General features: G+C 72.2%; 23 protein-coding genes. 9 read left to right on the top strand and 14 right to left on the bottom strand.

Annotated features, from left to right (window positions below; all coding sequences use genetic code 11):
• Nucleotides 1-81: 81 nt before the first annotated feature.
• The 3 genes from ACIOKD_RS21355 to ACIOKD_RS21345 are packed head-to-tail and all read right to left on the bottom strand — an operon-like array spanning nucleotide 82 to nucleotide 3,129.
• Complete coding sequence (locus ACIOKD_RS21355; RefSeq protein ID WP_402086155.1) at nucleotides 82-1,590, bottom strand: tripartite tricarboxylate transporter permease; 1,509 nt, start codon at nucleotides 1,588-1,590, stop codon at nucleotides 82-84.
• Nucleotide 1,591: 1 nt separating this feature from the next.
• Entirely contained in the window at nucleotides 1,592-2,149 is a 558-nt protein-coding gene (locus tag ACIOKD_RS21350) for a tripartite tricarboxylate transporter TctB family protein (RefSeq protein ID WP_402086152.1), read from the bottom strand.
• On the bottom strand, nucleotides 2,146-3,129 hold the full coding sequence (locus tag ACIOKD_RS21345; RefSeq protein ID WP_402086426.1) for a Bug family tripartite tricarboxylate transporter substrate binding protein: 984 nt from the start codon (nucleotides 3,127-3,129) through the stop codon (nucleotides 2,146-2,148). The genes ACIOKD_RS21350 and ACIOKD_RS21345 overlap by 4 nt, the downstream gene beginning before the upstream one ends.
• 276 nt (nucleotides 3,130-3,405) lie before the next feature.
• On the opposite strand from ACIOKD_RS21345, the gene ACIOKD_RS21340 reads away from it, so the two are divergent.
• Nucleotides 3,406-5,130 (top strand): ATP-binding protein, encoded by a 1,725-nt coding sequence (locus ACIOKD_RS21340; RefSeq protein ID WP_402086149.1) that lies wholly within the window; start codon nucleotides 3,406-3,408, stop codon nucleotides 5,128-5,130.
• Nucleotides 5,127-5,873: a response regulator gene (locus ACIOKD_RS21335; protein ID WP_402086147.1), complete on the top strand. Its 747-nt coding sequence runs from the start codon at nucleotides 5,127-5,129 to the stop codon at nucleotides 5,871-5,873. The genes ACIOKD_RS21340 and ACIOKD_RS21335 overlap by 4 nt, the downstream gene beginning before the upstream one ends.
• Before the next feature lie 225 nt (nucleotides 5,874-6,098).
• Here ACIOKD_RS21335 and ACIOKD_RS21330 read toward each other — a convergent pair whose 3' ends face one another.
• Nucleotides 6,099-6,236 carry a hypothetical protein gene (locus tag ACIOKD_RS21330; protein ID WP_402086144.1) on the bottom strand — a complete coding sequence of 46 codons (138 nt, stop codon included), beginning with the start codon at nucleotides 6,234-6,236 and terminating at the stop codon, nucleotides 6,099-6,101.
• Nucleotides 6,233-7,012, bottom strand: a complete 780-nt coding sequence (locus tag ACIOKD_RS21325) for a DeoR/GlpR family DNA-binding transcription regulator (protein ID WP_402086141.1) — start codon at nucleotides 7,010-7,012, stop codon at nucleotides 6,233-6,235. Before ACIOKD_RS21325 ends, ACIOKD_RS21330 begins: the two co-directional genes overlap by 4 nt.
• A gap of 186 nt (nucleotides 7,013-7,198) precedes the next feature.
• On the opposite strand from ACIOKD_RS21325, the gene ACIOKD_RS21320 reads away from it, so the two are divergent.
• The 3 genes from ACIOKD_RS21320 (at nucleotide 7,199) to ACIOKD_RS21310 (ending at nucleotide 10,089) form a co-directional block, all read left to right on the top strand.
• Nucleotides 7,199-8,083, top strand: coding sequence for an SIS domain-containing protein (locus ACIOKD_RS21320; RefSeq protein WP_402086139.1), 885 nt, complete (start codon nucleotides 7,199-7,201; stop codon nucleotides 8,081-8,083).
• A 13-nt stretch (nucleotides 8,084-8,096) separates the two neighbouring features.
• Nucleotides 8,097-8,951 (top strand): ketose-bisphosphate aldolase, encoded by an 855-nt coding sequence (locus tag ACIOKD_RS21315; protein WP_402086136.1) that lies wholly within the window; start codon nucleotides 8,097-8,099, stop codon nucleotides 8,949-8,951.
• A gap of 349 nt (nucleotides 8,952-9,300) precedes the next feature.
• Nucleotides 9,301-10,089, top strand: coding sequence for a helix-turn-helix domain-containing protein (locus ACIOKD_RS21310; protein WP_402086133.1), 789 nt, complete (start codon nucleotides 9,301-9,303; stop codon nucleotides 10,087-10,089).
• Here the strand turns inward: ACIOKD_RS21310 and ACIOKD_RS21305 are convergent.
• Nucleotides 10,070-11,236: a methyltransferase gene (locus ACIOKD_RS21305; RefSeq protein ID WP_402086130.1), complete on the bottom strand. Its 1,167-nt coding sequence runs from the start codon at nucleotides 11,234-11,236 to the stop codon at nucleotides 10,070-10,072. The two genes, ACIOKD_RS21310 and ACIOKD_RS21305, sit on opposite strands and share 20 nt — an antisense overlap.
• A 96-nt stretch (nucleotides 11,237-11,332) precedes the next feature.
• Between ACIOKD_RS21305 and ACIOKD_RS21300 the strand changes: the two genes are divergently transcribed.
• Together ACIOKD_RS21300 and ACIOKD_RS21295 are read left to right on the top strand one after the other, a co-directional pair.
• Nucleotides 11,333-12,013, top strand: a complete 681-nt coding sequence (locus ACIOKD_RS21300; RefSeq protein WP_402086127.1) for an alpha-ketoglutarate-dependent dioxygenase AlkB — start codon at nucleotides 11,333-11,335, stop codon at nucleotides 12,011-12,013.
• 50 nt (nucleotides 12,014-12,063) lie between these two features.
• Entirely contained in the window at nucleotides 12,064-13,305 is a 1,242-nt protein-coding gene (locus ACIOKD_RS21295) for an ROK family protein (RefSeq protein WP_402086125.1), read from the top strand.
• Between the two features lie 64 nt (nucleotides 13,306-13,369).
• Here ACIOKD_RS21295 and ACIOKD_RS21290 read toward each other — a convergent pair whose 3' ends face one another.
• The 5 genes from ACIOKD_RS21290 to ACIOKD_RS21270 all read right to left on the bottom strand — a co-directional run bounded on the left by ACIOKD_RS21290 (nucleotide 13,370) and on the right by ACIOKD_RS21270 (nucleotide 16,827).
• Nucleotides 13,370-14,248: a phosphotriesterase gene (locus tag ACIOKD_RS21290; RefSeq protein WP_402086122.1), complete on the bottom strand. Its 879-nt coding sequence runs from the start codon at nucleotides 14,246-14,248 to the stop codon at nucleotides 13,370-13,372.
• 44 nt (nucleotides 14,249-14,292) lie between these two features.
• On the bottom strand, nucleotides 14,293-14,877 hold the full coding sequence (locus ACIOKD_RS21285; RefSeq protein WP_402086120.1) for a DUF4865 family protein: 585 nt from the start codon (nucleotides 14,875-14,877) through the stop codon (nucleotides 14,293-14,295).
• Between the two features lie 17 nt (nucleotides 14,878-14,894).
• A complete protein-coding gene (locus ACIOKD_RS21280; RefSeq protein WP_402086116.1) occupies nucleotides 14,895-15,503 on the bottom strand; it encodes a TetR/AcrR family transcriptional regulator in 609 nt (202 codons plus the stop codon).
• A gap of 237 nt (nucleotides 15,504-15,740) precedes the next feature.
• Complete coding sequence (locus ACIOKD_RS21275) at nucleotides 15,741-16,286, bottom strand: ATP-binding protein (RefSeq protein ID WP_402086113.1); 546 nt, start codon at nucleotides 16,284-16,286, stop codon at nucleotides 15,741-15,743.
• 217 nt (nucleotides 16,287-16,503) lie between these two features.
• Complete coding sequence (locus ACIOKD_RS21270; RefSeq protein WP_398290057.1) at nucleotides 16,504-16,827, bottom strand: hypothetical protein; 324 nt, start codon at nucleotides 16,825-16,827, stop codon at nucleotides 16,504-16,506.
• A 375-nt stretch (nucleotides 16,828-17,202) separates the two neighbouring features.
• Between ACIOKD_RS21270 and ACIOKD_RS21265 the strand changes: the two genes are divergently transcribed.
• A complete protein-coding gene (locus ACIOKD_RS21265) occupies nucleotides 17,203-18,336 on the top strand; it encodes a PLP-dependent cysteine synthase family protein (protein WP_402086111.1) in 1,134 nt (377 codons plus the stop codon).
• A 54-nt stretch (nucleotides 18,337-18,390) separates the two neighbouring features.
• Here ACIOKD_RS21265 and ACIOKD_RS21260 read toward each other — a convergent pair whose 3' ends face one another.
• The gene (locus ACIOKD_RS21260; protein WP_402086109.1) at nucleotides 18,391-18,876 is read right to left on the bottom strand and encodes an SRPBCC family protein; all 486 of its coding nucleotides are present in this window, start codon (nucleotides 18,874-18,876) and stop codon (nucleotides 18,391-18,393) included.
• A 138-nt stretch (nucleotides 18,877-19,014) separates the two neighbouring features.
• The gene (locus ACIOKD_RS21255; protein ID WP_402086106.1) at nucleotides 19,015-19,857 is read right to left on the bottom strand and encodes a DeoR/GlpR family DNA-binding transcription regulator; all 843 of its coding nucleotides are present in this window, start codon (nucleotides 19,855-19,857) and stop codon (nucleotides 19,015-19,017) included.
• 317 nt (nucleotides 19,858-20,174) lie between these two features.
• Here ACIOKD_RS21255 and ACIOKD_RS21250 point away from each other — a divergent pair, with 317 nt between their 5' ends.
• Entirely contained in the window at nucleotides 20,175-22,535 is a 2,361-nt protein-coding gene (locus tag ACIOKD_RS21250) for a hypothetical protein (protein WP_402086103.1), read from the top strand.
• Nucleotides 22,536-22,594: 59 nt separating this feature from the next.
• On the opposite strand, the gene ACIOKD_RS21245 is transcribed toward ACIOKD_RS21250, so the two are convergent.
• Complete coding sequence (locus tag ACIOKD_RS21245; RefSeq protein ID WP_402086101.1) at nucleotides 22,595-25,030, bottom strand: right-handed parallel beta-helix repeat-containing protein; 2,436 nt, start codon at nucleotides 25,028-25,030, stop codon at nucleotides 22,595-22,597.
• Nucleotides 25,031-25,037 lie beyond the last annotated feature (7 nt).

The following is a 25,037-nucleotide window of genomic DNA, read 5'->3' as shown; positions in this document are numbered from 1 at the left end:
CTGGGTCCGGTGTGCTGTCCGGGTCACCGCGACAGAAAGCGTGAAACATAGTAAAAGCGACAATAGCGATAGAAAGGGCAACTACTTCGCGGCCTGGTCAGGCCTCGCGCGGACGCGGGTCGCGAGTTTCCGCAGCAGAGGCCAGATCAGCAGCAGGGCCGTCACCGCGTACACGGTGACCGCGAAGGGCGTGTCGACCAGCCCCGAGACGCTGCCGTCGCTGATCTGCAGGGCGCGCCTCAACTGCTGCTCGGCGTTGGGGCCGAGGATGACACCGATGACGGCGGGCAGCACCGGCAGACCGTAACGCCGCATGCCGAAGCCGATCAGGCCGATGATCAGCAGGATCACCAGGTCGATGGTCTCGCCGCCGACCGCGTACGCGCCGACCGCCGCGAAGAACAGGATCCCCGCGTACAGGTACGGGCGGGGGATGCGCAGCAGCTTCGCCCAGACCGGGGCCAGGGGGAGGTTGAGGGCGAGCAGCAGCACCATGCCGACGAAGAGGGAGGCGATCAGGCCCCACACCAGGTCGGGCTCGCGCTCGAAGAGGAGGGGGCCCGGCTGGATGCCGTACTGCTGGAACGCCGCCAGCATGACCGCCGCGACCGCCGTCGTCGGCAGGCCGAGCGTCAGCATGGACACCAGCGTGCCCGCCGCGGAGGCCGACGCCGCCGACTCAGGACCCGCCACCCCCTCGATCGCGCCCTTGCCCCAGTCGTCCGGGTGCTTCGACAGCCGCTTCTCCGCGGCGTACGACAGGAACGTGGGGATCTCGGCGCCGCCCGCCGGGATCGCACCGAAGGGGAAGCCGATCAACGGCCCGCGCAGCCATGACTTCCAGGTCCGCCGCACGTCGTCGCGGCCCAGCCAGGGCCGGCCCACCGGGATCGGCTCGCCCGGGCTGCGCCGCAGGTGCGCAGCCACCCACAGGGCCTCGCCGATCGCGAACAGGCCGACCGCCACGATCACCACGTCGATGCCGTCGGCGAGTTGCAGCGAGCCGAAGGTCAGCCGCTGCTGGCCGGTCATCTGGTCCAGGCCGACGAGGCCGAGAGTCAGGCCGATGAGCAGGGACGCGAGACCTCTGATCCGGGACGAGCCGAGCACCGACGTCACCGCGATGAACGCCAGCACCATGATGGCGAAGTAGTCCGGCGCGCCGATGTCCACCGCCAGGTCCGCGACCGTCGGCGCGAGCGCGACCAGCAGGAGCGTACCGATCAGGCCGCCCGCGAAGTGGCCGATGGCGGCGGCCGCGAGCGCCTGCGCGCCCCGTCCCGCCTTGGCCATCGGGTTGCCCTCCATGGCCGCGACCACGGCGGCGCTCTCGCCGGGTGTGTTGAGCAGGATCGAGGTGGTCGAACCGCCGAACATCGCCCCGTAGTAGATCCCCGCGAACATGATGAACGCGCCGATCGGTTCGAGTCCGTACGTCACCGGCAGCAGCAGCGCGACAGCCATCGCGGGTCCGATACCGGGCAGCACGCCGATCGCGGTGCCGAGCAGCACACCGAGGGCCGCCCACAGCAGATTGACCGGCGTGAGGGCCGTACCGAAGCCGTCCATCAGGGAGTTGAGGGAATCCATGTCACAGCACTCCCATCAGTGGGCCGCCCGGCAGCGGTACCCCGAGCAGATTGTTGAAGACGACGTACGTGACGAGGGAGAGGACAGCCGCGATGAGAGGGTCCTTGTCGAGCCGGCGGCTGCCCAGCGCGAAGGCGGCGCCCCAGAAGAGGAGCGCTCCCGCGACGGGGAAGCCGAGCGGTTCGATGAGGACGGCCGAGCCGAGGAACACCCCGGTGAGCAGCAACACCGTGCGCCAGTCGGCCGGTTCGGACAGGTCGACGTCCTCGCCGCCCTCCGCCTCGCCGTGACCGCCGCGCAGGACGTCGACGGCGAGCAGCGCGGCGATCACGAGCAGGCCGACGCCGACCACGACCGGGACGGTCTTCGGTCCGACGGGCCCGCGCTGGGTGATGTCGACGTCCATGGTGAGCGCGTCGGTCAGGACCAGCACGCCGAGCGCCAGCAGCAGGGCACAGACGCCGAGTTCGGAGTGCTCCCGCAGCCAGGTGCGGCGCGTGTCCGCGGACGCCGGGGGCGTGGGCGGCGTCGAAGGGACGTCGGTGGTCCGCGTCGTCACAGTCCCAGCTCCTTCAGCACCGACACCACGCGCCTGTCCTGGGCGTCCAGGAAGTCGCCGAACTTCGCACCGGTCAAAAAGGCGTCGTCCCAGCCGTTCGTCTCCAGGGACTTCCGCCACTCGGGGGAGTCGTGCAGCTCCTCGACGAGGCGTACGAGCTTGTCGCGTTCGGCGTCCGACAGGCCCGGCGGGGCCACGATGCCGCGCCAGTTGGTGAAGTCCACGTCGTAGCCGGACTCCTTCAGGGTGGGCGCGTCCAGCTCGTCGACCCGCTCGGGTCCGGTGACCGCGAGCACCCGCAGCTCACCCGCCTTGATCTGGTCGAGGTACTCACCGACGCCGGACACCCCGAAGGCGACCTTGTTGCCGAGGATCGACGCGAGCAGCTCACCACCGCCGTCGAAGGGGATGTAGTTGACGTCCTTCGGGGAGATACCCGCGGCCTTCGCCATCAGCATCGGCGCGAGATGGTCGGGCCCGCCGGGCGAGGAACCGCCGCCCACGGGCAGCTTGCCGGGATTCGCCTCCCAGGCGTCCACGAGCTGGTCGACCGACTTGTAGGGGGAGTCCTTGGAGACCACGACGACGTCCTGCTCCTCGGTGAGCCGGGCGATCGGGGTGGTGTCGGCGAGGGTCTTGGGCGCGTCGTTGGAGCGCACCGCGCCCACCACGCCGAGACCCATCGACATGGCGAGCTTGCCGTTGCCGTGCTCGCTCACCAACCGGCTCAGCCCGACGGTGCCTCCGGCGCCCGGCAGGTTGAACACCTCGATGTTGTGGGTGAGTTCGGCGTCCTCGGCGTTCTTCGCCGCCGTACGGGCCGTGATGTCGTAGCCGCCGCCGGGCGTGTTGGGGACCATGAAGCGCAGGCCGGGGATCTGTGTGCCGGTCTCGGCACCACTGCCGGTCGTGAGCAGCGGAGGTCCCACGAGCACGAGCACGGCGGCCCCGAACAGGGCGAGGGGAGCGCTCAGGCGCACGAGTTCCACCACCTGTGGATGAGATGCGAGGAGGGGCGTCCCCGTACTGGTGGAGCCGGGGGGATACGGGGACGCCCTGGATGGGGGGGAGGGTGACGTGGGCCACATACTGCCCGCGCGTCGCGCGTCTGTCTCTCTTCCGGAACCAACGGAGGTTGTGGTCTTTGTGTCAGCCCCGGTCTGCTCCCTTTCCCCGGCCGCGGGCGGAGGCCATGATGGTGCGACCCTGCAGCCGAGCCGTTCCACGTCGTGTCAGCGCGAGAGATTGAGTCCGTCGTGGTCGCCGCCTTCCGTCGCCAGACCCTCGCGGGCGAGATGCTGGTGCTGCAGCTCGGCATCGTCGTGGTCGTGCTGCTGGCCGTCGCCGCGGTCTCCCTCAGACAGTCGGAGGCGACCTTCAACCGCGTCGAGGGCCGCCGGGTCATCGCGCTCGCCGAGCAGCTCGCCGCCAACCCACTGACCCGCAGCCAGCTCGTGCGGCCCGCGCCGCAGCAGGCTCTCGCCCCGCTGGTGAACTCCACGCAGACACAGTCCGGGGTCACCTCGGTGACCGTCGCCGACGCCGACGGCCGGATCGTCAGCTCCACCGACCCCACCGCGATCGGAGGCCGACTGCCCCGCGGCGAGGGCGCCGCCGAGGACCGCGGCTGGACCGGCCCGCTGACGCTGGACGGCAGCCGCGAACTCGTGGCCCAGGTGCCGGTGCTCGGCGCGACGCAGGAGAACCTCGGCCGGCCTCTGGGTACGGTGATGATCGGCGAGGCGGACCCGACGGCGTGGCAGCGGCTGAGCGGAGCGTCCTCGTACCTCCTCGCCTATCTGGGCATCGCCAGCGGACTCGGCCTGGTCGGCTCCTGGCTGCTGGCCCGGCGCGTCAAACGGCAGACCCTCGGCCTGGAACCGCGCGAGATCGCGGGCCTCGCCGAGCACCGGGAGGCGATGCTGTACGGGATCGCCGAGGGCGTGATCGCCCTGGACCCACAGCACCGGCTCACCCTGGCCAACGACATGGGACGGCGCCTGCTCGACCTTCCCGCGGACTGCGTGGGCCTCAGCCTCGCCGAACTCGGCATCGAGGGACGGCTGAGGGATGTCCTGGCGGGGGACCGGGAGGGCGCGGCGGGCTCGGGGAACGGGCAGGGCGAAGGCGGTGAACGGGACGAGGTCGTCGTCCTGCACGGCCGGGTGCTGGTGATGAACCGGATGACCGTCACCAAGGACGGCCGCCCGCTCGGCTCGGTCACCACCCTGCGGGACCGTACCGAACTGGCCAGGCTGGAGAGGGAGATCGGGTCCTTCCGCAGCTCCTCCGAGCTGCTGCGCGCGCAGGCCCATGAGTTCGCCAATCAGCTGCACACCATCTCGGGGCTGATCCAGATCGGTGAACAGGACGAAGTCGTGCGCTACATCCGCGCGTTGAACCAGCGCCGCCAGTCGCTGGACGTCACCCTCAGCCGCCGGGTCCGCGACACCGCGGTCGCCGCCCTGCTGATGGCGAAGTCCTCCCTGGCCGCCGAGCGGAAGGTCAGCCTGCGCATCTCGGACGGGACCGCACTCGACCGCCTCACCCCGGAGGACGCCGCCGATGTGGCGACGGTGGTCGGCAACCTCGTCGACAACGCCGTGGACGCCGCGTCCGTCGCGGCGACCGGCCGTGACCCACACGGCCGCGAGGCGCTCGACGGCCGTGCGGCACCCGACGGCCACGAGGCATGGGTCGAGGTCGAACTGCGGCAGGACGCCTCCAGCGTGGAGATCGTGGTCCGCGACTCGGGCCCCGGCGTCGCTCCCGAACTCGCCCGGGAGGTGTTCTCCCACGGCTTCACCACCAAGGCCGCCCAGGAGGGCGAGCGCGGGATCGGCCTGGCGCTCACCCGGCTGGTCTGCGAGCGTCACGGTGGTGAGATCTCGGTGACCAACACCCCCGACGGGGCGATGTTCACCGCACGCATGACCGTCAGCCACCTCACCGACGCGGTGGCGGAAGGAGCGACACGATGAACGGGGCGCCCGGTGGGGCAGACACGATCGACGTACTCGTGGTCGACGACGACTTCATGGTGGCCCGGGTCCACCACGCCTTCGTCGACCGCGTCGAGCCGTTCCGGGTCGTGGGTGTCGCAAGCACCGGCGAACAGGCAGCCCGCGCGGTCGACGAGCTGCATCCCGACCTCGTCCTGCTCGACCTGTATCTGCCGGACGTCTTCGGGCTCGACGTCATCCCCCGGCTGCGTACCGCGGGACACGACTGCGACGTCATGGTCATCAGCGCGGCACGGGAGACCGACACGGTCCGTGGCGCCGTCCGGCACGGCGTCGTCGACTACCTGCTCAAACCGTTCGAGTTCGAGGACCTGCGGGCCCGGCTCGATCGGTACGCGGTGCAGCGCGGCCGGGTGCTCGCCACCGTCGTGCACGGCCAGGCCGATGTCGACCGGGTGCTGGCCGGAGCGGCCGTGCCCGCTTCGGCGCCCGTCACCTTGCCCAAGGGCCTGAGTGTGGAGACGGCCGCGCTGATCGAACGCACCCTGCGCACCGCGCAGGACACCCTGTCCGCCGCCGAGTGCGCGACCCTGGCCGGCATCTCCCGCGTCAGCGCCCGCCGCTATCTGGAGCACTTCCACTCCACCGGCAGCGCCGAGGTGACCCTGCGCTACGGAGCGGCGGGACGGCCCGAGCGCCGCTACCGCTTCCGCGGACACCCCCAGGCGGTCCGGCGGCCGGGCGACGAGGCCCGGGCCTAGGGCGTGTTTCGAAAGTAGCGTCGTCCGCCCGGAGGGCGGGCCCGGCGGCGTCAGGTGCGTGCTCTGGGGGTCCCCCCGGCCGGAGGCTGGGGGAGTGCCGGGCGCAGACCCTCGTACTGGACGTACTTGGGTCCGCGCCCGGTGCGGCGAGTGGGGGTCCCCCCGGCCGGAGGCTGGGGGAGCGTGCATGGCGTCGCCGGGCAGACGGGACTTTCGAAACACGCCCTAGGGGCCCCTGGCCGACTTCTCACACGGGCTTCGTCCGGCCACGTCACCCAGCAGCCCCTCGCCGTCCTCGACCCCCGCGAGCCGGGCGAAGCCGAGGGCGTACGTGTGCGGGTCGCGCCGGACGACGGCTCTCACACCCTGACGACCGCGACGCCCGCCTCTTCGAACCGCTCCACCGTCTCCTGGTCCGCCGCCGCGTCCGTGACCAGCGTGTCGACCGAGCCCGCCGGGCAGATGCGGGCGAAGGCCCGCTGTCCCAGCTTGCTGGAGTCGGCGGCGACGATCACCCGCTCGGCGCGCTCGCACAGCAGACGGTTGATCGCGGCCTCCGCCTCGTCGGTCGCCGCGGCGCCATGGGTGGCATCGAAGGCGACCACGCCGAGCACGGCCACATCGAGGGAGATCTGGCCGAGCACGCCGTCGGCGAGCGGGCCGACCAGCTCGTACGACTGCGGTCGGGCGACGCCACCGGTCAGCACGATCTTGAACTGGGGGCGTACGACCAGTTCGCCGGCGATGTTGAGGGCGTTCGTGACGACGGTGAGGGCCGGGGAGCCGACGGCGAGGTCGCTGTGCACGGCCAGGGCGCGGGCCACTTCCGTGGTGGTCGTGCCACCGGTCAGGCCCACCACCTCGCCGGGGGCCACCAGGTCCGCCACGGCCTTCGCGATGCGCTGCTTCTCCGAGGCGCGGCGGGCGGTCTTGTAGCGCAGGGGCAGCTCGTACGACACCCCGTGGACGACCGCGCCACCCCGGGTGCGTACGAGCATCTGCTGGTCCGCGAGCTGGTCGAAGTCGCGTCGGATGGTCGCGGCCGACACCGCCAGGTCCGCCGCCGCCTCCTCGACATCGAGCCGGCCGCGCTCGACGAGCAGTTCCAGCAGCGCCTGCCAGCGGGCGTCGCGCGACATCCGCACTCTCCGTCCCTCGATCGTCACAGAGATCGTCAGAGAGATCGTTACTGCGATCGTGACAGTGACCGGTCTTTGATCTTTCGGTGACTTTAACGCACGTCGTTCCCTGCGGAATGCTTGATTGTGCTCGAAAACTCGCTATATCTTGCACGAACAAGCATTTCACCATCGGGAGGCCGCGGCGTGAGCCATGTCGAGAACGAACTGATGTCCCAGCCCGAGTGCTGGGTGCGGGCCGCCGGGGAGGCCGCCGAGCACGCGGCCGTGCTGCCCGCGCCGGGCGAGCGCGTCGCGCTGATCGGCTGCGGCACCTCGTGGTTCATGGGGCAGGCCGTCGCGGCCCTGCGCGAGCAGGCGGGGCAGGGGGAGACGGACGCCTTCGCCGCGTCCGAGTTCCCGCACGGCCGCTCGTACGACCGGGTGATCGCTCTGACCCGCTCCGGCACCACCACGGAGGTGCTCGACCTGCTCGGCCGGCTGAAGGGGCGCACCCGCACGGTGGCGATCACCGCGGATCCGCGAACTCCCGTGCTGGAAGCGGCCGATGACGTCGTCGTACTCGACTACGCCGACGAGGAGTCGGTCGTCCAGACGCGGTTCGCGACCACCGCGCTCACCCTGCTGCGCGCCCATCTCGGACTGCACACCGACGCCGTCGTCGCCGACGCCCGCACGGCGCTGGCCGAGCCGCTGCCCGAAGGGCTCGTCATCTGCACGCAGTTCACCTTCCTGGGGCAGGGCTGGAGCGTCGGGCTCGCGAACGAGGCCGGGCTCAAGATGCGCGAGGCATCCCTGGCGTGGACCGAGGCCTACCCGGCGATGGAGTACCGGCACGGCCCGATCAGCGTCACCACCGCAGGAACCGCGACCTGGATGCTGGGCGACGCGCCCGAAGGACTGGCTCAACAGGTCCGCGGCACCGGGGCGTTGTGGGTGGAAGGCGGCCTCGACCCGCTCGCCGAACTCGTCCGTGCCCAGCGCCTCGCCGTGGCCGTCGCCGCCGCACGGGGGCTCGACCCCGACGAGCCCCGCCACCTCACGCGCTCGGTCGTCCTCACCACCCCCTGAAAGGGGACTGTCCATGCCCCTCGTAGCAGCCGGTGAGCTGGTCTCCCGGGCGGCCGCGGCCCGAACCGCCGTCGCCGCGTTCAACGTCATCACGCTGGAACACGTCGAAGCCGTCGTCGCAGGCGCGGAAGCGGCGAACGCCCCCGTCATCCTCCAAGTAAGCGAGAACGCGGTGAAGTTCCGCCGCGGGCGGCTGCTCCCGCTGGCCCGCGCCGCCGCCGCCACGGCCGAACACGCCGCCGTCCCGGTCGCGTTGCACCTCGACCACGTGCAGAGCGACGAACTGCTCCGGCAGGCGGCGGACGCCGGATTCGGTTCCGTCATGTACGACGCCGCCCACCTGTCCTATGCCGAGAACCTTGCCGCCACCCGGGCAGCCGCGGACTGGGCGCACGCCCAAGGCCTGTGGATCGAGGCCGAGCTGGGTGAGGTAGGCGGCAAGGCGGGGCAGCGCCCGTTGGACGCCCACGCGGCGGGGGCCCGTACGGACCCGGCCGAGGCCCGCTCCTTCGTCGCCGACGCGGGTGTGGACGCCCTGGCCGTGGCCGTCGGCAGCACGCACGCCATGACCACCCGCACCGCAGCCCTCGACCACGACCTCCTCAAGCGACTCACCGCCGCCCTCGGCGTACCGCTCGTCCTGCACGGCTCGTCCGGCGTCCCGGACTCCGAGCTGAGGGCGGCCGTCACGGGCGGCATCGCCAAGGTGAACGTGGGCACCGCGCTGAACATCGCGATGACGGACGCGATCAGGGATTTCCTGACCGCGCACCCCGAGGCGGTGGACTCACGCAAGTACCTCGTGGTGGCTCGTGAGGCCATGGCGGAGGCGGTGACCCGGATCATCGGCGTTCTGGACGCCCGCTGACCCGCCGACCCGCTCCCCCGTCCGCCGACCGTCCGCCGGACTGCCCGACGCGTACGGGGGCTCGTCACTGTCCGGGGAACGTCGAGGCTGTGGTGCAGAAACACCACGGCCCCGCCGGGCAGATCAGCCGTGACTGGCCGAGCGGATTCTGTGGTCGATGAGCGGGTCGGGCCCGACGAGGCCGTGCGGCACCCCGCCACCACCGGAACACCGAGCAGTCGTCGCACGAAGGTGCGGGGCAGGCGTCCGCCGCCGTGCTGCCGTACGGCACCTCGGGTACGCCCGGCCGTACGGAACCGGACCCGCCGCGCGCGTTGGTCGCTGCCACCACCACTGGTACTTTTTCACCATGCTGGAGACGAGCATCCACCTCGGCGAGCCGCCCGTCGTGGCCGACGCGGGCGTCGGCGTGCACGGTGTCGCGAACCGCACGGACGTCTTCCGGCTGCCCGAGCTGTGGCAGCTGCACCTGTACCGGTACGAGGCCGAGCTGACCGTGGACGGCACACCGCACCTCGTCCGGCCCGGCCGGGTCAGCCTCGTACCGCCGGGCGCGACGGTCCGCTACCGCTACCAGGGCCGCTCGGAGCATCTGTACGCGCACCTGCGCGTCACCGCCGCCGGGACGCCGCGCACCGTGCCGGTGCTGCAGGACGCCGGAGCCGAACTCCCCATGCTGACAGCCCTGCTGCTGCAGGCGATCGCCTCCGCTCCGGGTGAACCCGAGCGCACCAGGGCCGAGGTCTGGACCGCTCTGTGGCGCGTCGCCCACCTGCCTCCGGCCGCCGACCGGCCCGGCCCGCATCCGGCCGTCACCGCCGCGATGGCGTACGTCGAGGGCAACCTCGCCGCCCCGCTCACCGTGCCCGCGGTGGCCCGCGCCGCGGGTGTCTCGCACAACCACCTGACCCGGCTCTTCCGCGCCACGACCGGCGGCACCGTGGTCGCGTACATCCGCCGCCGCAGGCTCGATCGCGCCCGGCACCTGCTGCGCGCCTCGACCCTGTCCATCCCGGCCGTCGCCGCGTCGGTCGGCATCCCCGACCTTCAGGCCTTCAACAAGGCCTGCCGACGCGAACTCGGCGGATCGCCGCGCGCGCTGCGCGGCGGGACCGGTGTTACTCCTGCCTCTGCTTGACGGCCTTCAGGACCACGAACTTCGCGTCGCTCGCGACCAGTTCGCTGTTGCCGAAGAGACGCCGCAGCTTCACGTGATAGCCCAGATGACGATTGCCGACCACCCACAGCTCCCCGCCCGGCCGCAGCGCACGGCGCGCCCCGACGAACATCCGCCACGCCGTGGCGTCGGTCGTCGCCTGGTGCGAGTGGAAGGGCGGATTGGTCAGGACCAGGTCGACGCTGTCCTCCGGAACACCGTTCAGGCCGTCGTCGACGCGGAACTCCACCTTGCCGTGCACGCCCGTGTCGTCGGTGTTCACCCGGTACGTCGCCTCCGCCGAGGCCACCGCCTGGTACGACTCGTCGACGAACAGCACCTCGCTCTCCGGCTGCGCCAGTGCCGCCGCCGTCCCGACGACACCGTTCCCGCAGCCCAGGTCCACGACACGCCCGGCCCCGCGCCCGTACGGCAGGTGCTGCAGGAAGAACCTGGTGCCGAGGTCCAGGCGCTCGGCGCAGAAGACGCCCGCCTCGTTGACGACCGTGCGGCCGGAGACGGGACCGACGCCGTCGGGCAGCGTGTAGCTGAGCGGCCAGGGGTTCGCCGAGGGCACGATCCCGGGGTTCGGGGTGCAGAAGATCAGCCGGGCCTTCTTCTCGGCCAGCGACGTCCGGGTCGGTCCGAGGATCCGGTCGAACAGCTTGAGCGTCGAGGTGTGGATCTCCTTGACCATGCCGGTGCCGACGACGACCGTCCCCTCGTGCACGGAGGGCGCCAGCCGCAGCAACTGGTCCTCCAGCAGCGCGAGGCTCTTGGGCACGCGCACCAGGAGCACGTCGACGCGCTCGGGCACCGCGTCCTGTGTGGTGAGAAGACGTACGGATTCCTCGTCGGCGCCGTTGCGTACCAGATTGGCGCGGGTCGCCTCCCGGGTGAGGTACGAGTCGGTGATCTGCACCGGCGCGTGCGCCCGGAGGGCGGTGGTGAGGGCACCCCAGCGGTCACCGACCACGACGACCGTGCCGTCGAGCGCCTGGCCGCTGTCCGCGAGATGCTTGAGCAGATACTCGTCGGAGGCGTCCCACGCACGGAGCTGGTCACGGGAGTCCTCGGGGAAGCGCGCCAGCATCAGCTCGGCCGAGGGGGTCGTCATACGGTCGGTCATTGGGTCCAGGCTAACTGAGGCGCAGCTCAGGGACGCCCGGCGGCCACGTGAGGGTGCGGCGGGAGTGTGCGCGGACCCTGCGCGAGGATGGAGGCCATGGACGCCGAACTGTTTCCCAGGAGCCGGACGGAGATCGCGCCGGGCGCCGTGCACCTGCCGGACTGGCTGTCGCCCGGGCGCCAGAAGGAGCTCCTGAAGGCCTGCCGCGACTGGGCCCGGCCGCCCGCGGGACTGCGCACGGTCCGTACCCCGGGCGGCGGCACGATGACCTCCCGGCAGGTCTGCCTCGGATGGCACTGGTATCCGTACGGGTACGCGTCAACGGTCGTCGACGGGGACGGGGCGCCCGTGAAGAAGTTCCCCGCCTGGCTGGGGCAGCTGGGCCGCCGGGCGGTGCGGGACGCCTTCGCGGACGACACGCAGGTACCGCCGCCCCCGTACGACTACGACCACGACCACGACATCGCGCTGATCAACTTCTACGACGCCGACGCCCGCATGGGTATGCACCGCGACAGCGACGAGAGGTCCGACGCCCCCGTGGTGTCGCTGAGTCTCGGTGACACCTGCGTCTTCCGGTTCGGCACCACCGGGTCGAGAGGCCGGCCCTACACGGACGTGGAACTGCGCAGCGGCGACCTGTTCGTGTTCGGCGGCCCGGCCCGGCTCGCCCACCACGGGGTGCCGCGCGTCCACGCGGGTACGGCGCCGCCCGAGTTGGGACTGACCGGCCGCCTGAACATCACCCTGCGGGTGAGCGGCCTCCGGAGCGCGTGACCGGCTACTGACCGGTCACCGGGCCACCGGATCATGGGAGACTCGCCCTCATGAGCGGCAATGCGGCCCCCGGCGCGGTGGGAGAAGGAAGCACCAGGACACGGCTGGACCGGGGGCGGGGTGCGCTCGGACCCGCGCTGGAACTCGTGCACACGGGACGCGCGCCGACCCGGGCCGTGCTCACCGCCGAGCTGGGAGTCACCCGCGCGACGGCGGGCGCGGTCGCCGCGGAGCTGGAGGCGCTCGGTCTGATCCGCGTCGACGCCCGTCCGGGCGCCGCGGCCGGTTCGCAGGGCCGCCCCTCGCACCGGCTGGAACTCGCCGAGGACGGCCCCGTAGCCCTCGCCGCCCAGGTGCACGCCGACGGCTTCCGGGCCGCCCTGGTCGGCCTCGGCGGCCGTCTCGTGGCGACCGCGCCGGGCTGCGAGACCGTGGACGCCGACCCGGCGAAGGTGCTCCGCTCGGTCGTGGAGGCGGGGGCGGAACTGCTCAGGGAGACGGGCCGCCGCTGCGTGGGCGCCGGAGTGGCCGTCCCGTCGGCCGTCGCCGAACCCGAGGGCACCGCGCTCAACCCGCTGCACCTGGCCTGGCCGGCCGGCGCGCCCGTGCGGGAGATCTTCGCGGAGTGCGTCCGCGCGGCCGGCATCCCCGGTCCGGCGTTCGCGGCCAACGACGTCAACCTCGCCGCGCTCGCCGAACACCGGCACGGCGCCGGCCGCGGCGCGCGCGACCTGCTGTGCGTGGCGACCGGACACCGGGGGGTCGGCGGTGCGCTGGTGCTCGACGGGCGGCTGCACACGGGCAGTTCGGGCCTCGCGCTGGAAGTCGGCCACCTCACGGTCAACCCGGAAGGCCGCGCCTGCCACTGCGGCAGCCGGGGCTGCCTGGACGTCGAGGCGGACCCCCTGGCGTTCCTGACGGCGGCCGGTCGCGACCCCGGCCCCGAGGTGTCACTGCTCCAGCAGGCCAACGAGTTGATCCGCGACCACTGTGCCGACCCGGGCGTACGCACCGCCGTCGAGGCACTGATCGACCGGCTGGGCCAGGGTCTCGCGGGCCTGGTCAACATCCTCAACCCGGACCGCATCATCCTCGGTGGTCTGCACCGCACGCTCCTCGACGCCGACCCGGAGAGGCTGCGGGCCGTCGTGGCGGACCGGAGTCTGTGGGGGCGGAGCGGTGGCGTACCCATCCTTGCCTGCACGCTGGACCACAACAGCCTGGTGGGCGCGGCCGAGTTGGCGTGGCAGCCGGTGCTGGACGACCCGATCGCGGCCCTGGCGCACGCCTGAGCCGCGCCGAAGCGCCGACGCGCCGACGCACCGAAGCGCCGTCCGCCGTCCGCCGGCCGTGGGTCTACGTCCACCCGACGGCGTACGCCCGCTGCGGATTCGCCGTCAGGATCTGCTCCACCAGCTCACTCCCGAGGGCGAGTTCGAGCCTGGGGCGCACGCGGCGCAGAAGGTACGGCATGCCGGGTCCGCCGTTCACCGAGCGGGCCCCGGCCGTGGTCGTGTCCCCGCCGAGGAGCAGCCGGTCGCCGAACCCGGCGTCGGCCAGCTCCCGTACGGCTTCGGGCATGCGCCAGTCCGTCGCGTGGTTCGCGAGTGAGGGGCCGTCAAAAGCCAGGTACGCGCCGGACTCGGCGGCCTGCCGGTGCACCACCGGGTCGGGGGAGCGGTTGAGGTGCCCCAGGATCACACCGGCCGGCGCCACCCCCAACTCACCGCACAGCAGATCGAGTACGTCGAGCGCGCCCGTGCCCAGCTCCAGGTGGACGGCGACGGGCGCGCCCGTGGCGTGGTGCGCCTCGGCCGCCGCGGTCATGGTCCAGCGGGCATGCGCGTCGAGCGCGTGGAAACCGCCCGCCACCTTGATGAAACCCGCCCGCACGCCGGACGTGGCCAGCCCCTTTGTCAGCTCGGACACGAAGACGTCGGCGAGCCCGCCCCGCAGCCGGTCGAGCACCTCCGGCGCGTAGTGGACGGCCTGGTGCAGTCCCGTGGCGGCCACGACATGGACCCCGGCGGCGCGGGCGAGCAGCGGCAGATCGGCGGCCCGCCGCCCGAGGCCGTACGGAGTCCACTGAGCGACGCTTCCGCCGCCCGCCGCGCCGAACGCGGTCAGCTCGGCCGTCGCGGCGCCCGCGTCGCGCAACTCCTGCCCCGGAAGGCGGGGGCTGCTGAAGAAGAGGTGGTCGTGCGCGTCGCAGACCCCGAGTTCGGCCGGCGGCACGTCTCCCAGGACCGTACGAACGGTACGAGCCCCGCCGGCCCGGCTCACCACTGCCGTCCGCGACGCAGCCGCTCACGCCCCGGCGCCGACAGACGCAGCACGCGGTACGTCTCGCCGTCGGCCCTGGGCGTGTCGTGGGCCCACAGGGAGAAGTGCACGACCTCCCAGTGACGCGGGTCGACGGCGGCGGCGGCACCCACGACCCCGTCCAGCGCGGCCAGGCGCCGCGTCTCCCGCACGGCCTCCCGCGCCACCTCGGTGAGCGGCACACCCTCGGGGACGCCCACCCGTCTGCGTACCGCGACCTCGGGCGCCGTACCGGCGGCGCCCCCGTCCTCGTACGCCAGGCCCGCCCAGTGCTGCACCACGGGGCGTCCGAAGTCGTTCACGAGCCCCTGGAAGCCGGGCCCCCACAGGAAGGAGTTCATGCCCTCGGGGGTGTCCCACAGGTAGAACGGCGCGTACTGGTTGACCGGCGAGCCGTCCACGCCGCGTTCCCGCAGCAGATAGGCCTTCAGCCCGAGGCCGTCCCAGTCGTCGAGCAGATGCCCGACCCGGGCCACCCGGTCCCGCACGATCCCCATGTCGTACTCCGCGGGCAGGGTGATCTCGTACTGCATGGCGTGCATCGATGCCTCCCGGCGGCTCAGGCCTTCGTGGGGGTCGGGGAGTTGCCGGTGGGGGAGCGGGGTGCGAGGAGGGACAGCAGACCGCGGACCCCCGTGTCGAAGGCGGCGGTCGAACCGGACGCACGGGCCAGCACATAGCCTCCCTGGACCGTGGCCACGATCGTCGCGGCGACCTCCTCGCCGTCCAGCGCCGACGTGAACTCCCCGAGCTCCTGGCCCTCCTCGACGATTCCGGCCAGCCGCTCGCACAACCAGTCCAGCGTCTCGTCGACGGGCGCGCGCAGTTCGTCGCTCGCTACGACGTCCGGGTCCATGGTCAGCCGCCCGACCGGACAGCCGCGCAGGACATCGCGCTCGCGCCGCAGATACGCCTCGACCCGCTCGTACGGGGAACCGGGCCCGCCGAGAACCGCTTCCGCGGTGGCGCGCATCTCCTCGGCGGTGTGCCGGATCGCGGCCAGGGCCAGATCGGGCTTGCCCGTGAAGTGGTGGTACATGCTGCCCTGGCCCGCGCCCGCCCGCTGCAGGATCGCTTTCGGGCTCGTGCCCACGTAGCCGCGCTCCCACAGCAGCTCGCGGGTGGCTTCGATCAGACGCTCCGGAGTGCTCACACGGACACTGTACATACTAGTAGTTACAGAGTCGAGGAGCTGACGAGCCGAAGAGTCGGCTGGAGTCACAAGGAGCAGCTGACGCCGACCGTCGCGCAGTTTTCCGCGCCCCTCCTTCAGCCCGTCCGGCGTCTGAGGACCGGGGGTTCGGGGGCGGAGCCCCTGAGTACGTGACGGGACCGGGTAGGGGCGGCGGGGGCGAGAACCAGGCCACCACCACCCCCCGCCGCGAAGCAACCTGTCACCGCCCGGTCAGCCTGCAACGGCCGACCGGGCGGGAGCGTGTCCACCCCCCGGGGCCGGCGCCGGCGCATCCCCGGCGTGCTCCACCTCCACGAAGCCGAGCCCGGCCGACCCCGCGACCGCGGTGTACGGCGGCCGGGCGGGACGCGCCGCCGCGGGAGAGGGAGCCGTGAGGGTGAACCACACGACCTTCCCCGACTCGCCGTCCGGCCGCACACCCCAGCTCTCACTCACCGCGGCGACCATCGAAAGACCACGTCCGCAGGTGGCGAGGGAGTTGGCGTCCCGCACCTCGGGAAGGCGTGGGTCGCGGTCGCGCACCGAGACGGTGAGCCGGTCGAGCAACAGCTCGATCTCGACGGTGCACAGCTTGTCGGGCCGGGCGTGCAGGTGGACATTGGTCAACAGCTCGGTCACACCGAGCGCGGCCCGGTCTATCAAGGGATCCAGACGCCAGTAGCGCAACTGCGCAGATACGATCCTGCGGACCTGGCCGATCCGCGACGGCAGGGCGTTGAGCTCGACCGTGCAATGTTTGCTTGGCTGGCTGATCACGGCTGCGACTCCCCGAATTGAGGTCCGGAAGAAGACGAGTGCGGATCCAGCGGGCTGCCTGCGCGCGCCGACCGCCTGCTGTCGGTGGCCGGCGGGCTGGTTCGCAGCGTTATCGCCGGTAAACCCAGAGTGACGTGACAACAGAGTGGCTCAAGGGGCGCGCTCCCGCAACTCGCGATGATCTCGGCGGCCGGACGAACGGAGCCCCGCGCGGGGCTCAGCGCACGCGCCCCGCCGCATCGCGTACGGCTTCGATGAACCGACGGGCCGCCGGCGGACCGGGCTCTCCGGGGGCCGGATCGTGGTCGCCGAGGGTGAGCAGGTAGCGGGTGCCGTTGACGTCCGCCAGCGCCCGGTCCGCCTGGGCGAACCACGGCTTCGACGCACGGACCGCCTGCACCGGCGCGCTGTCGATCTCACTGCCGTAGCTGGTGAGCAATTCCAGCCTGCCGTCGCTGATCCGGACCTGCCCGGCCCGGGTGAGCGAACGCAGCCGCTTCCCGATCCGCACGCCTGTGGCTGTGAACTCCGGCTCCGCCATGTGCCCCACCCCCTTGTGCGCTCGGTCGTGCCCCGTCGTGCATGCCGGTCGTGCCCCGTGGTGAGAACGGGGCGCGACCTGTCGTGCGTACCGCGCGGGTCCCGTTCCTTCGTGCGTCCCGCCGGGACCGGCGTCCTGTGCTGCAGTCTGCCCGCGTAGGACGCCGAGCACCAGTGCACATCACGGCATGGCACATGCCCTCCGGCGCACTCGCGTGAATGCGCCCCCCAACCCCTCGGCGACCGGCCGCACCAGGAGTCCCTTTGGGGTTCTCAAAGGAGTGTTTATGCAGGTGAGGAGCGTGCGCAAGGTGCCTATGATCGAGACGTCCGATCGCGCGACCCGACGTCGGCACCCACCCGAAGGAGCCCCGCCGTGACCACCCCGCAGCAGGCCCGCCCCCACGAGCCGACCGCCACACTCGATGTCGACCACAGCGACGCGGAGTACCGGCACTGGCTCAAGGAAGCCGTGCGGAAGGTCCAGGCCGACGCGAACAGATCGGCCGACACCCATCTCCTGCGCTTCCCCCTGCCCGAGCGCTGGGGCATCGACCTGTACCTCAAGGACGAGTCCACCCACCCCACCGGCAGTCTCAAGCACCGGCTGGCCCGCTCGCTCTTCCTGTACGGGCTGTGCAACGGCTGGATCCGGCACGACCGCCCCGTCATCGAGGCGTCGAGCGGTTCCACGGCCGTCTCCGAGGCGTACTTCGCCAAGCTGATCGGGGTGCCGTTCATCGCCGTCATGCCCCGCACCACGAGCCCGGAGAAATGCCGCCTGATCGAGTTCCACGGCGGCCGGTGCCACTTCGTCGACGACCCGCGGACGATGTACGCGGAGTCGGCGGCCCTCGCGGCACAGACCGGCGGGCACTTCATGGACCAGTTTACCTACGCGGAGCGGGCCACGGACTGGCGCGGCAACAACAACATCGCCGAGTCGATCTACCGGCAGCTGGAGTTGGAGCGGTACCCCGAGCCCGCGTGGATCGTGGCCACCGCGGGGACCGGCGGCACCTCGGCGACCATCGCCCGCTATGTGCACTACATGCAGTTCAACACCCGTATCTGTGTGGCCGATCCGGAGAACTCCTGTTTCTTCGAGGGCTGGACCACGGGTGACGCGGAGGTCACCACCGACTGCGGCTCGCGGATCGAGGGCATCGGCCGCCCGCGGATGGAACCCAGCTTCGTACCCGGGGCCGTCGACCGGATGATGAAGGTGCCGGACGCGGCGAGCGTGGCGGCCGTGCGGGCGCTGGAAGGGGCCATCGGGCGCAAGGCGGGCGGCTCGACCGGCACGGGCCTGTGGAGCTCGCTGAAGATCGTGGCGGAGATGGCGGCGGCGGGCCGGACCGGGAGCGTGGTCACGCTGCTGTGCGACCCCGGGGACCGCTATCTCGACAAGTACTACTCGGACGACTGGCTGGCCGGTCAGGGACTGGACATCGCGCCCTACGCGGCCACGATCGACGCACTGCTGGCCACGGGGATCTGGCCCGCCTGAGCGGTCCGTTCCCGGGGGCCTCGGGGTGGTGCGGGCCGGCCGGGAAGGCGGCCGTCAGAGCGCGTGCGGCGAACCGATCCGCCGGTCCAGCTTCCGCACCGCGTCGCGGAACGCCCGGCCAAGCCCCGCCCTGCTCACCCTCGTCATCAGGCGGAACGCCGCCGTGCCGTCGGCGGCCAGGGTCCACTGCACCCGCGTACCGAAGGCGCCGTCCGCGGTGAGCCGCCACTCCTCGACGAGGGCGCGCACGCCGGGGGCGTTCGTCACGTCGACGCGGTACGCGTACACCTCGTGGGGCTCGGCCATGACGATCGTCTCCTCGAAGCGGGTGCCGCCCCTGAGACGGATCCGCCGTCCGGAGCCGCCGTCGGCCGACCGCGCCGACGAGACGGCGGAGAACCACTGCGGCCAGCCTTCGACGTCCTCGGCCAGCGCGCGATAGACCGCCTCGCGGGACGAGGTCACCCCGCTCGCGAAGACCAGACGCACGGGAGCGGTCTCGACGAAGTCGAGCTCTACGGGGCGCAGTCGATGAACCATGCGTACGACTCCCTCGCGGGAACGAGTCGGCAACGAGCCCTGAACGCGGGCCCGGGACACAGCAGTCGGTGAGGCAGGGTCACCATAACCGGCGGCACGTCAGATGTCTGTACCGTCCATGGACGGTAGGGCGGACACTCAGGCGTCCGGCGGGTCCTCGTCCTCGGCCTCGGGTTCGCCCGCCACCACCAGACGCCGCAGGTGCTCGGAGATCTCCGTGCGCGCCTCGGCGGGCAGCCCGTCGTCCGTCACCAGGGTGTCGATCTGTTCCAGCGCGGCGAACGAACTCAGCCCCACCGTGCCCCACTTGGTGTGGTCCGCGACCACGACGACACGCCGCGCGGACTGCACGAGGCGCCGGTTCGTCTCGGCCTCCGCCAGATTCGGCGTGGACAGACCCGCTTCCACCGATATGCCGTGCACCCCGAGGAAGAGCACGTCGAAGTGGAGTGCCTCGATCGCCTGGTCCGCGACGGGGCCCACCAGGGAGTCCGACGGTGTGCGCACCCCGCCCGTCAGCACGACCGTCGCCGCGCCCTGCCGCTGCCCCGACGTGCGCTGCGCCGAGTGGAAGACGTCGGCCACCCGCACCGAGTTGGTCACCACCGTCAGGTCCGGCACGTCGAGAAGCTGATGGGCGAGCGCGTACGTCGTCGTGCCGCCGGACAGCGCGATCGCCGTGCCCGGTGCCACCAGCGACGCGGCCGCCCGCGCGATGTCCTCCTTGGCCGTCAGTTCCAGACCCGACTTGGCCTCGAAGCCCGGCTCGTGCGTACTCGCCTCGACCACCGGGACGGCACCGCCGTGCACCTTCTCCACCACGCCCTGACGGGCGAGCGCGTCCAGGTCGCGACGGACCGTCATGTCGGACACGCCGAGTTTCCTGGTCAGTTCGTTCACGCGGACGCCGCCGCGCCGCCGGACCTCGTCCAGGATCAGAGCGCGCCGCTGCTCCGCGAGGAGGTTCTGATTCTCGCTCACGTCCGCTCCGGTTCCCTTCGCCTCGACCCGCTCGACATTCCCCCGTACCCCCTCCGACAAGGACATTCACCTCGCCTGTGGACCGCGGGACGCCCCATCCTCGCACGGGCCGCCGCAGGTCGCGCCACTGCCTGTGGCGACGCGCACACGTCACGCTGCCACCTTGTGTCCGGCACTGTCACACGGATCGGGGGGATTTTGTGACGAGTGGTGCGCGCAGGGTCAGCAGGGGACATCCTTGTGTCTGGACATGACACATGCCGTACGGGCATCACGGGGGACACACAACAGTGGAGCGTCTACAGGGGCACGCCCCGATGAACGAGGCGACCGGTTCGGGGCCACAGCAGGCGGCCGACACCGCGCTCGAACTCCTGGTCCACGGCGTCGGCGGCACGACGCCCCAGGAAATGCTGAACGATCCGCGCACGGTCCGGATCACCGGCGACGACACGGCCGCGGTCTTCCGCCGCGCCGACGACGTCGAAGCCGAGACGAACGCGACGCGGCGGCCCGCGGAGCACCAGGGCAAACCGATTCCCGAGGCGTACGTGTGGTGCAACCTCACCTCGGGCAACGGCTCCCGGGCACTGTGGCTGCTGCTCCTGCCGTTCATGGTGGTCAACCTCGCCCACTGGATGCGGCCCACGGTGAGCGACAACCGCAAGCCTGCGGTACGGCTCTACGGCCTGCTGGTGCGCCTGACCGGGCTGACCCTCACGGTGCTCCTGGTCGCCGCGGCCTGCGAGGTCGCCCTCGACCTGGCCGCATGGCAGTGCGCGGGTACGCCCGACTGCGCCAGGGAGCACTCCTGGCTCGGCTTCCTGTCCCCGGCGGTCTCCGACGGCGGCTGGTGGAGCCAGCCCGGCCGCCGTCTCGCCCTCGCCTCACTGGTGCCCGCCGCTCTCACGGGTCTTCTCTGGTACCTCTCGCACCGCACCTGGAGCGCGTACGAGTCCCAGCAGCCGAGGCCGCGCGAGGACGAGCCGGAGGAGGACAGCAGGGCAGGGCTCGGCCGCCCCGGTTTCTGGTACGGACGCCGGCTGGTCGCCCGGCTGCGGGTCGCCCACACCGCCGCGGGTCTGCTGACGATCGCCGCGGCGGTCGGTGCCGCCGCGGCCCGTCACGACCGCGAGGCCGGCGGGCCGGCCGCCCTGGACGCGCTCGGGTGGCTCCTGAACGGGGCGTTCGTGCTGGGGGCGGTCTTCGTGCTGTGGGTCGTCTGCAGCCGGGGCCGCAGCGAGCACCGGCTCGACCGGCAGCTCGACGCGGCCCTGGTGCGCCGGCTGCCCCTGGGCTCGCTCGCCCTGCTCGTCCTCACCTTCGTCTACGCGGGCTGGCCGCGTCCCGGATGGCGGTCGGACCACCGGCTGTCCGGCGGTGGTACCGCCTTCGGCACCATCGCGCTGGTCGAGTGCCTGCTCGTGATCGCCCTGGGGGTCGTGGCCCACGTCCTCTACCGCGCCCAGCCGGATCCCCGTACCGCGATGCGGGGCCTGGCGGGGCCCGCCGTCGCGATGCTGGCCTGCGCGCTGGGCGGGGTGATGTCCGGCGGAGTCTCCCAGCGCGTCGCCGACTGGCTGGACGGCACCGGCGGCACGATCGCGGGACCGCCCGTGCTGCTCACCTGGCAGGCATCCGTGATTCCGCCCCTGCTGCTGGTCCTGTTCGTCCTCGTCGGCTGGCTGGCCCGGCGCACGGTGGTGCTGCGCCGCACCGAGACGGCCGCGGTGGAACTCGCCTACGAGGACGAGCCCAAGGACGAGTCCACCACCCGCCGCATCGCGAGCATCCGTGCCATGGCCTCCCTCACCGACCGGGCCCCCAGGATCATCGGCGTCATCTCCGTCGTGACGCTGATCCTGGGCGGCCTGGCACTCGCGGGCGCCCTGGCCACCCAAGACGCCCCGGGCGAGGCGGCCCGCGACACTTATCCCGTCGTACGGGGCGCGGCCGAGACCGCGCAGGCGCTCGGCTCCTGGCTGATCGGTGTCGGCTTCATACTGTTCGTCACCTGGGGCCGCCGCGCCTACAAGGACCGGACCGCCCGCCGCACCATCGGCATCCTGTGGGACGTCGGTACGTTCTGGCCGCGCGCGGCACACCCCTTCGCGCCCCCTTGCTACGCGGAGCGCGCCGTCCCCGACCTGACCTGGCGCATCGCCGGCTGGACCCGCGCCACAGGGGGCCGTCTCGTCCTCTCCGGTCACTCCCAGGGCAGTGTCCTCGCGGCCGCCGCGGCCTGGCAGCTCGAACCGTCGGTACGCAAGCGGGTCGCGCTGCTGACCTACGGCTCACCGCTGGAGCGGCTCTACGGGCGCTGGTTCCCGGCCCACTTCGGGCCCGCGGCGCTCAGTGGCCTGCACCGGGACGTGGACTGCTGGCGCAACCTGTACCGGGCCACCGACCCCATCGGCGGCCCCATGCGGCTGCCCGGCGACCGCGGCCCCCAGGTCGACCGCGAGGCCCTGGAGGACCCGCTCGCGTACTGCCGGTCGGAGAGGCACCCGCTGCCCGCCCCGATCCTCGGACACTCGGACTACCAGGCAGACCCCGTCTTCGCCCAGGAGCGGGAGAAGCTGCTCGCCCGGCTCAGGCCCGACATCCCGGCACCGCGACCGGGCGCCGGGCCCGAGGAACCAGAGGGCGGCCCCGGAGCGGAACCGACGTTGGTCTAGGCACAGGCACAGGCACAGGTCCGGGTCCAGGGACGGGGAGGGGACTGGGCGCCTGAGGCTCAGGAGAGCTCCGGCAGGTCCTCCGCGTACAGCAGGGTGAGGTCGTCCGTGCTCGTCTCGGCGAGCTGGGCGACCCGCCCCGCGTGCCGCTCCACCATTGCCTCGAAGGTCTGCCGCGCGGTACGGCCGTTGCCGAACGCGGGCCCCTTCGGGATCGCCGTGAAGTACTTGAGCAGCGCCTGGTCCGCGCCCGGCGCCAGCCGGTACTCGTGCTCCTCCGCCTGCTGCTCCACGATCCGCAGCAGCTCCTCGGCGCCGTAGTCGTCGAAGGTGATGGTCCGTGAGAAGCGGGACGCCACACCGGGGTTGACCGACAGGAAGCGCTCCATCTCGGCCGTGTAGCCCGCGACGATCACGACCACCGCCTCCCGGTGGTCCTCCATGAGCTTCACCAGGGTGTCGATCGCCTCGCGGCCGAAGTCGCGCCCGGAGTCCTCGGGCGACAGCGCGTACGCCTCGTCGATGAACAGCACGCCGCCGCGCGCCTTGTCGAACGCTTCCTGGGTGCGGATGGCCGTCGAACCGATGTGCTCGCCGACCAGGTCGACGCGGGACACCTCGACGAGGTGCCCCTTCTCCAGGACACCGAGGGAGGCGAGGATCTCGCCGTAGAGACGCGCGACCGTCGTCTTGCCGGTGCCGGGGGAGCCGGTGAAGACGAGGTGGCGCCGGGCGGACGCGGCCTTGAGGCCTGCCTGCTGACGCCGGCGGCCCACCTCGATCATGTCGGTGAGCGCCCGCACCTCGCGCTTGACGCTCTCCAGGCCCACCAGCAGGTCCAGCTCGCCGAGCACGGCCTCCGAGGTGCGCGAGGGCTGCTCCGGCTCCGAGGCGGCGACCAGGGGCTCATGCTCGGTGACGCGCTGGCCCGGGATGACCCCCAGCAGGCCGGAGGACTGACCCGCGGTCTGTACGGCGGGCGCCGGGGCCGGGGTCCGCGCGTGGGCGCTCTCGTCGCTCGTGCACTCCTCGACCAGCGGCCCGGTGCCGGACGCCTGGTCGCCTCCGGCGTCGGCGAACTCGTAACCACCACGCGCGCACCGCTCCGTACGGCACTTCTTCAGCGTGGCACGGCAGCCGTCGATCACATGGAAGCCGTATCCGCCGCTGCCCGTCACCCGGCAGCCGTGGAAGCTGCCGCGACCGCCGGCCGACACGTAGAAACCCGCCTCCGCGGGCGAGGTGACCGTGCACCGCTCGATGGTGGGATCGGCGCCCTTGGTGACGATCACGCCCGTCTGCGTGCCGTCGATCGTGCAGGCGGAGAGCGTCCCGCCGCTGCCGTGGTCGCGGAACCAGGCGCCCGTCGCGGCGTCCCGGATCCGGCAGTCGTCGAGCTGCGCGGTGGCGCCGTCGCTCACCGACACGGCCGTGTTGCGGACCTGTGAGATGTCACTGTCGACGACGTCCGCGCGCGAGCCGCGGTCGAGCACGAACAGGGCGTCCGGCACGTCGTGCACCCGGCAGGATTCGAGAACCACCGTCGCGCCGTCGCTGACCCACACCGCGGGGTAGTCGCCCGTGCTGTCGTGGATCTCGCACTGGTTGGCGTCCACGCGCGTGCCGGGATCCCAGACCGACAGGCCGTTGCGGCCGAACTGGCGCACGGTGGAACGCGTCATGGTGAGGACCGAGCGGGACCGCAGGTCGACCGCGTTCTCCGGGATGTCGTGGATGCGGCAGTCGGCGAGCGTCAGCACGGCGTCCGTGTCCAGCGTGACACCGTCGGAGGTCGTGCGGTGCACATCGCAGTCCGTGAGATGCGCCGTGGCCCGCGCGGAGATCTGTACGCCGCTGCCCCTGACCTCGTAGACCTCGCAGCCCACCGCTTCGAGTGCGGACTGCTCGCCGGTCACCGACAGGCCCGCGCCCGCCGTGTGGTGCACCCGGCAGCGTTCCAGCCGCGGATGGGCCCCGCCGCGCACCGAGACGCCGGACTGCCCGGCGGCCACGACCTCGCACTCCTCGAAGACCCCGCCCCCGCCGTCGAGCACGGAGATGCCGACGCCCGCCGGATTGTCCACCGTGCACCGCCGCACCGTCGGGCGCGCGCCGCCGCGCACCTCGATACCGGCCGCGGACCGGGTGACGATCCGGATGTCCATGAGCTCCGGGGTGCCCTCCTCGACGAGCAGCGCGGGCGCGGCCGAGTCCTGGCCCTCCACGAGCAGGTCCTGGACCACGGCGGAGGCACGTACGGTCAGCGGCACTCCGTCGACGGGCGCGATACGCACGGAACCGGCCGATCCCTCGGGGCCGCGCAGCGTCACCGCCCGCTCTATGACGAGGTTCTCCCGGTAGGTCCCGGCGGCGATGGTGAGCACGTCACCGTCGGCCGCGGCCTCCAGGGCGGCGGCGAGCGATGCGTACTCACCTGTGCGGCGCCGCCACCGCGACGTGCCGGTGTGCGTCACCTGGACCGTGCCCTGTGCCATGGCGCTG

It is taken from the genome of Streptomyces sp. NPDC087844, assembly GCF_044742785.1.
Lineage (GTDB): Bacteria > Actinomycetota > Actinomycetes > Streptomycetales > Streptomycetaceae > Streptomyces.
The sequence above is the reverse complement of the archived record's forward strand: the minus strand, read 5'-3'. Positions and strand labels throughout refer to the sequence as shown.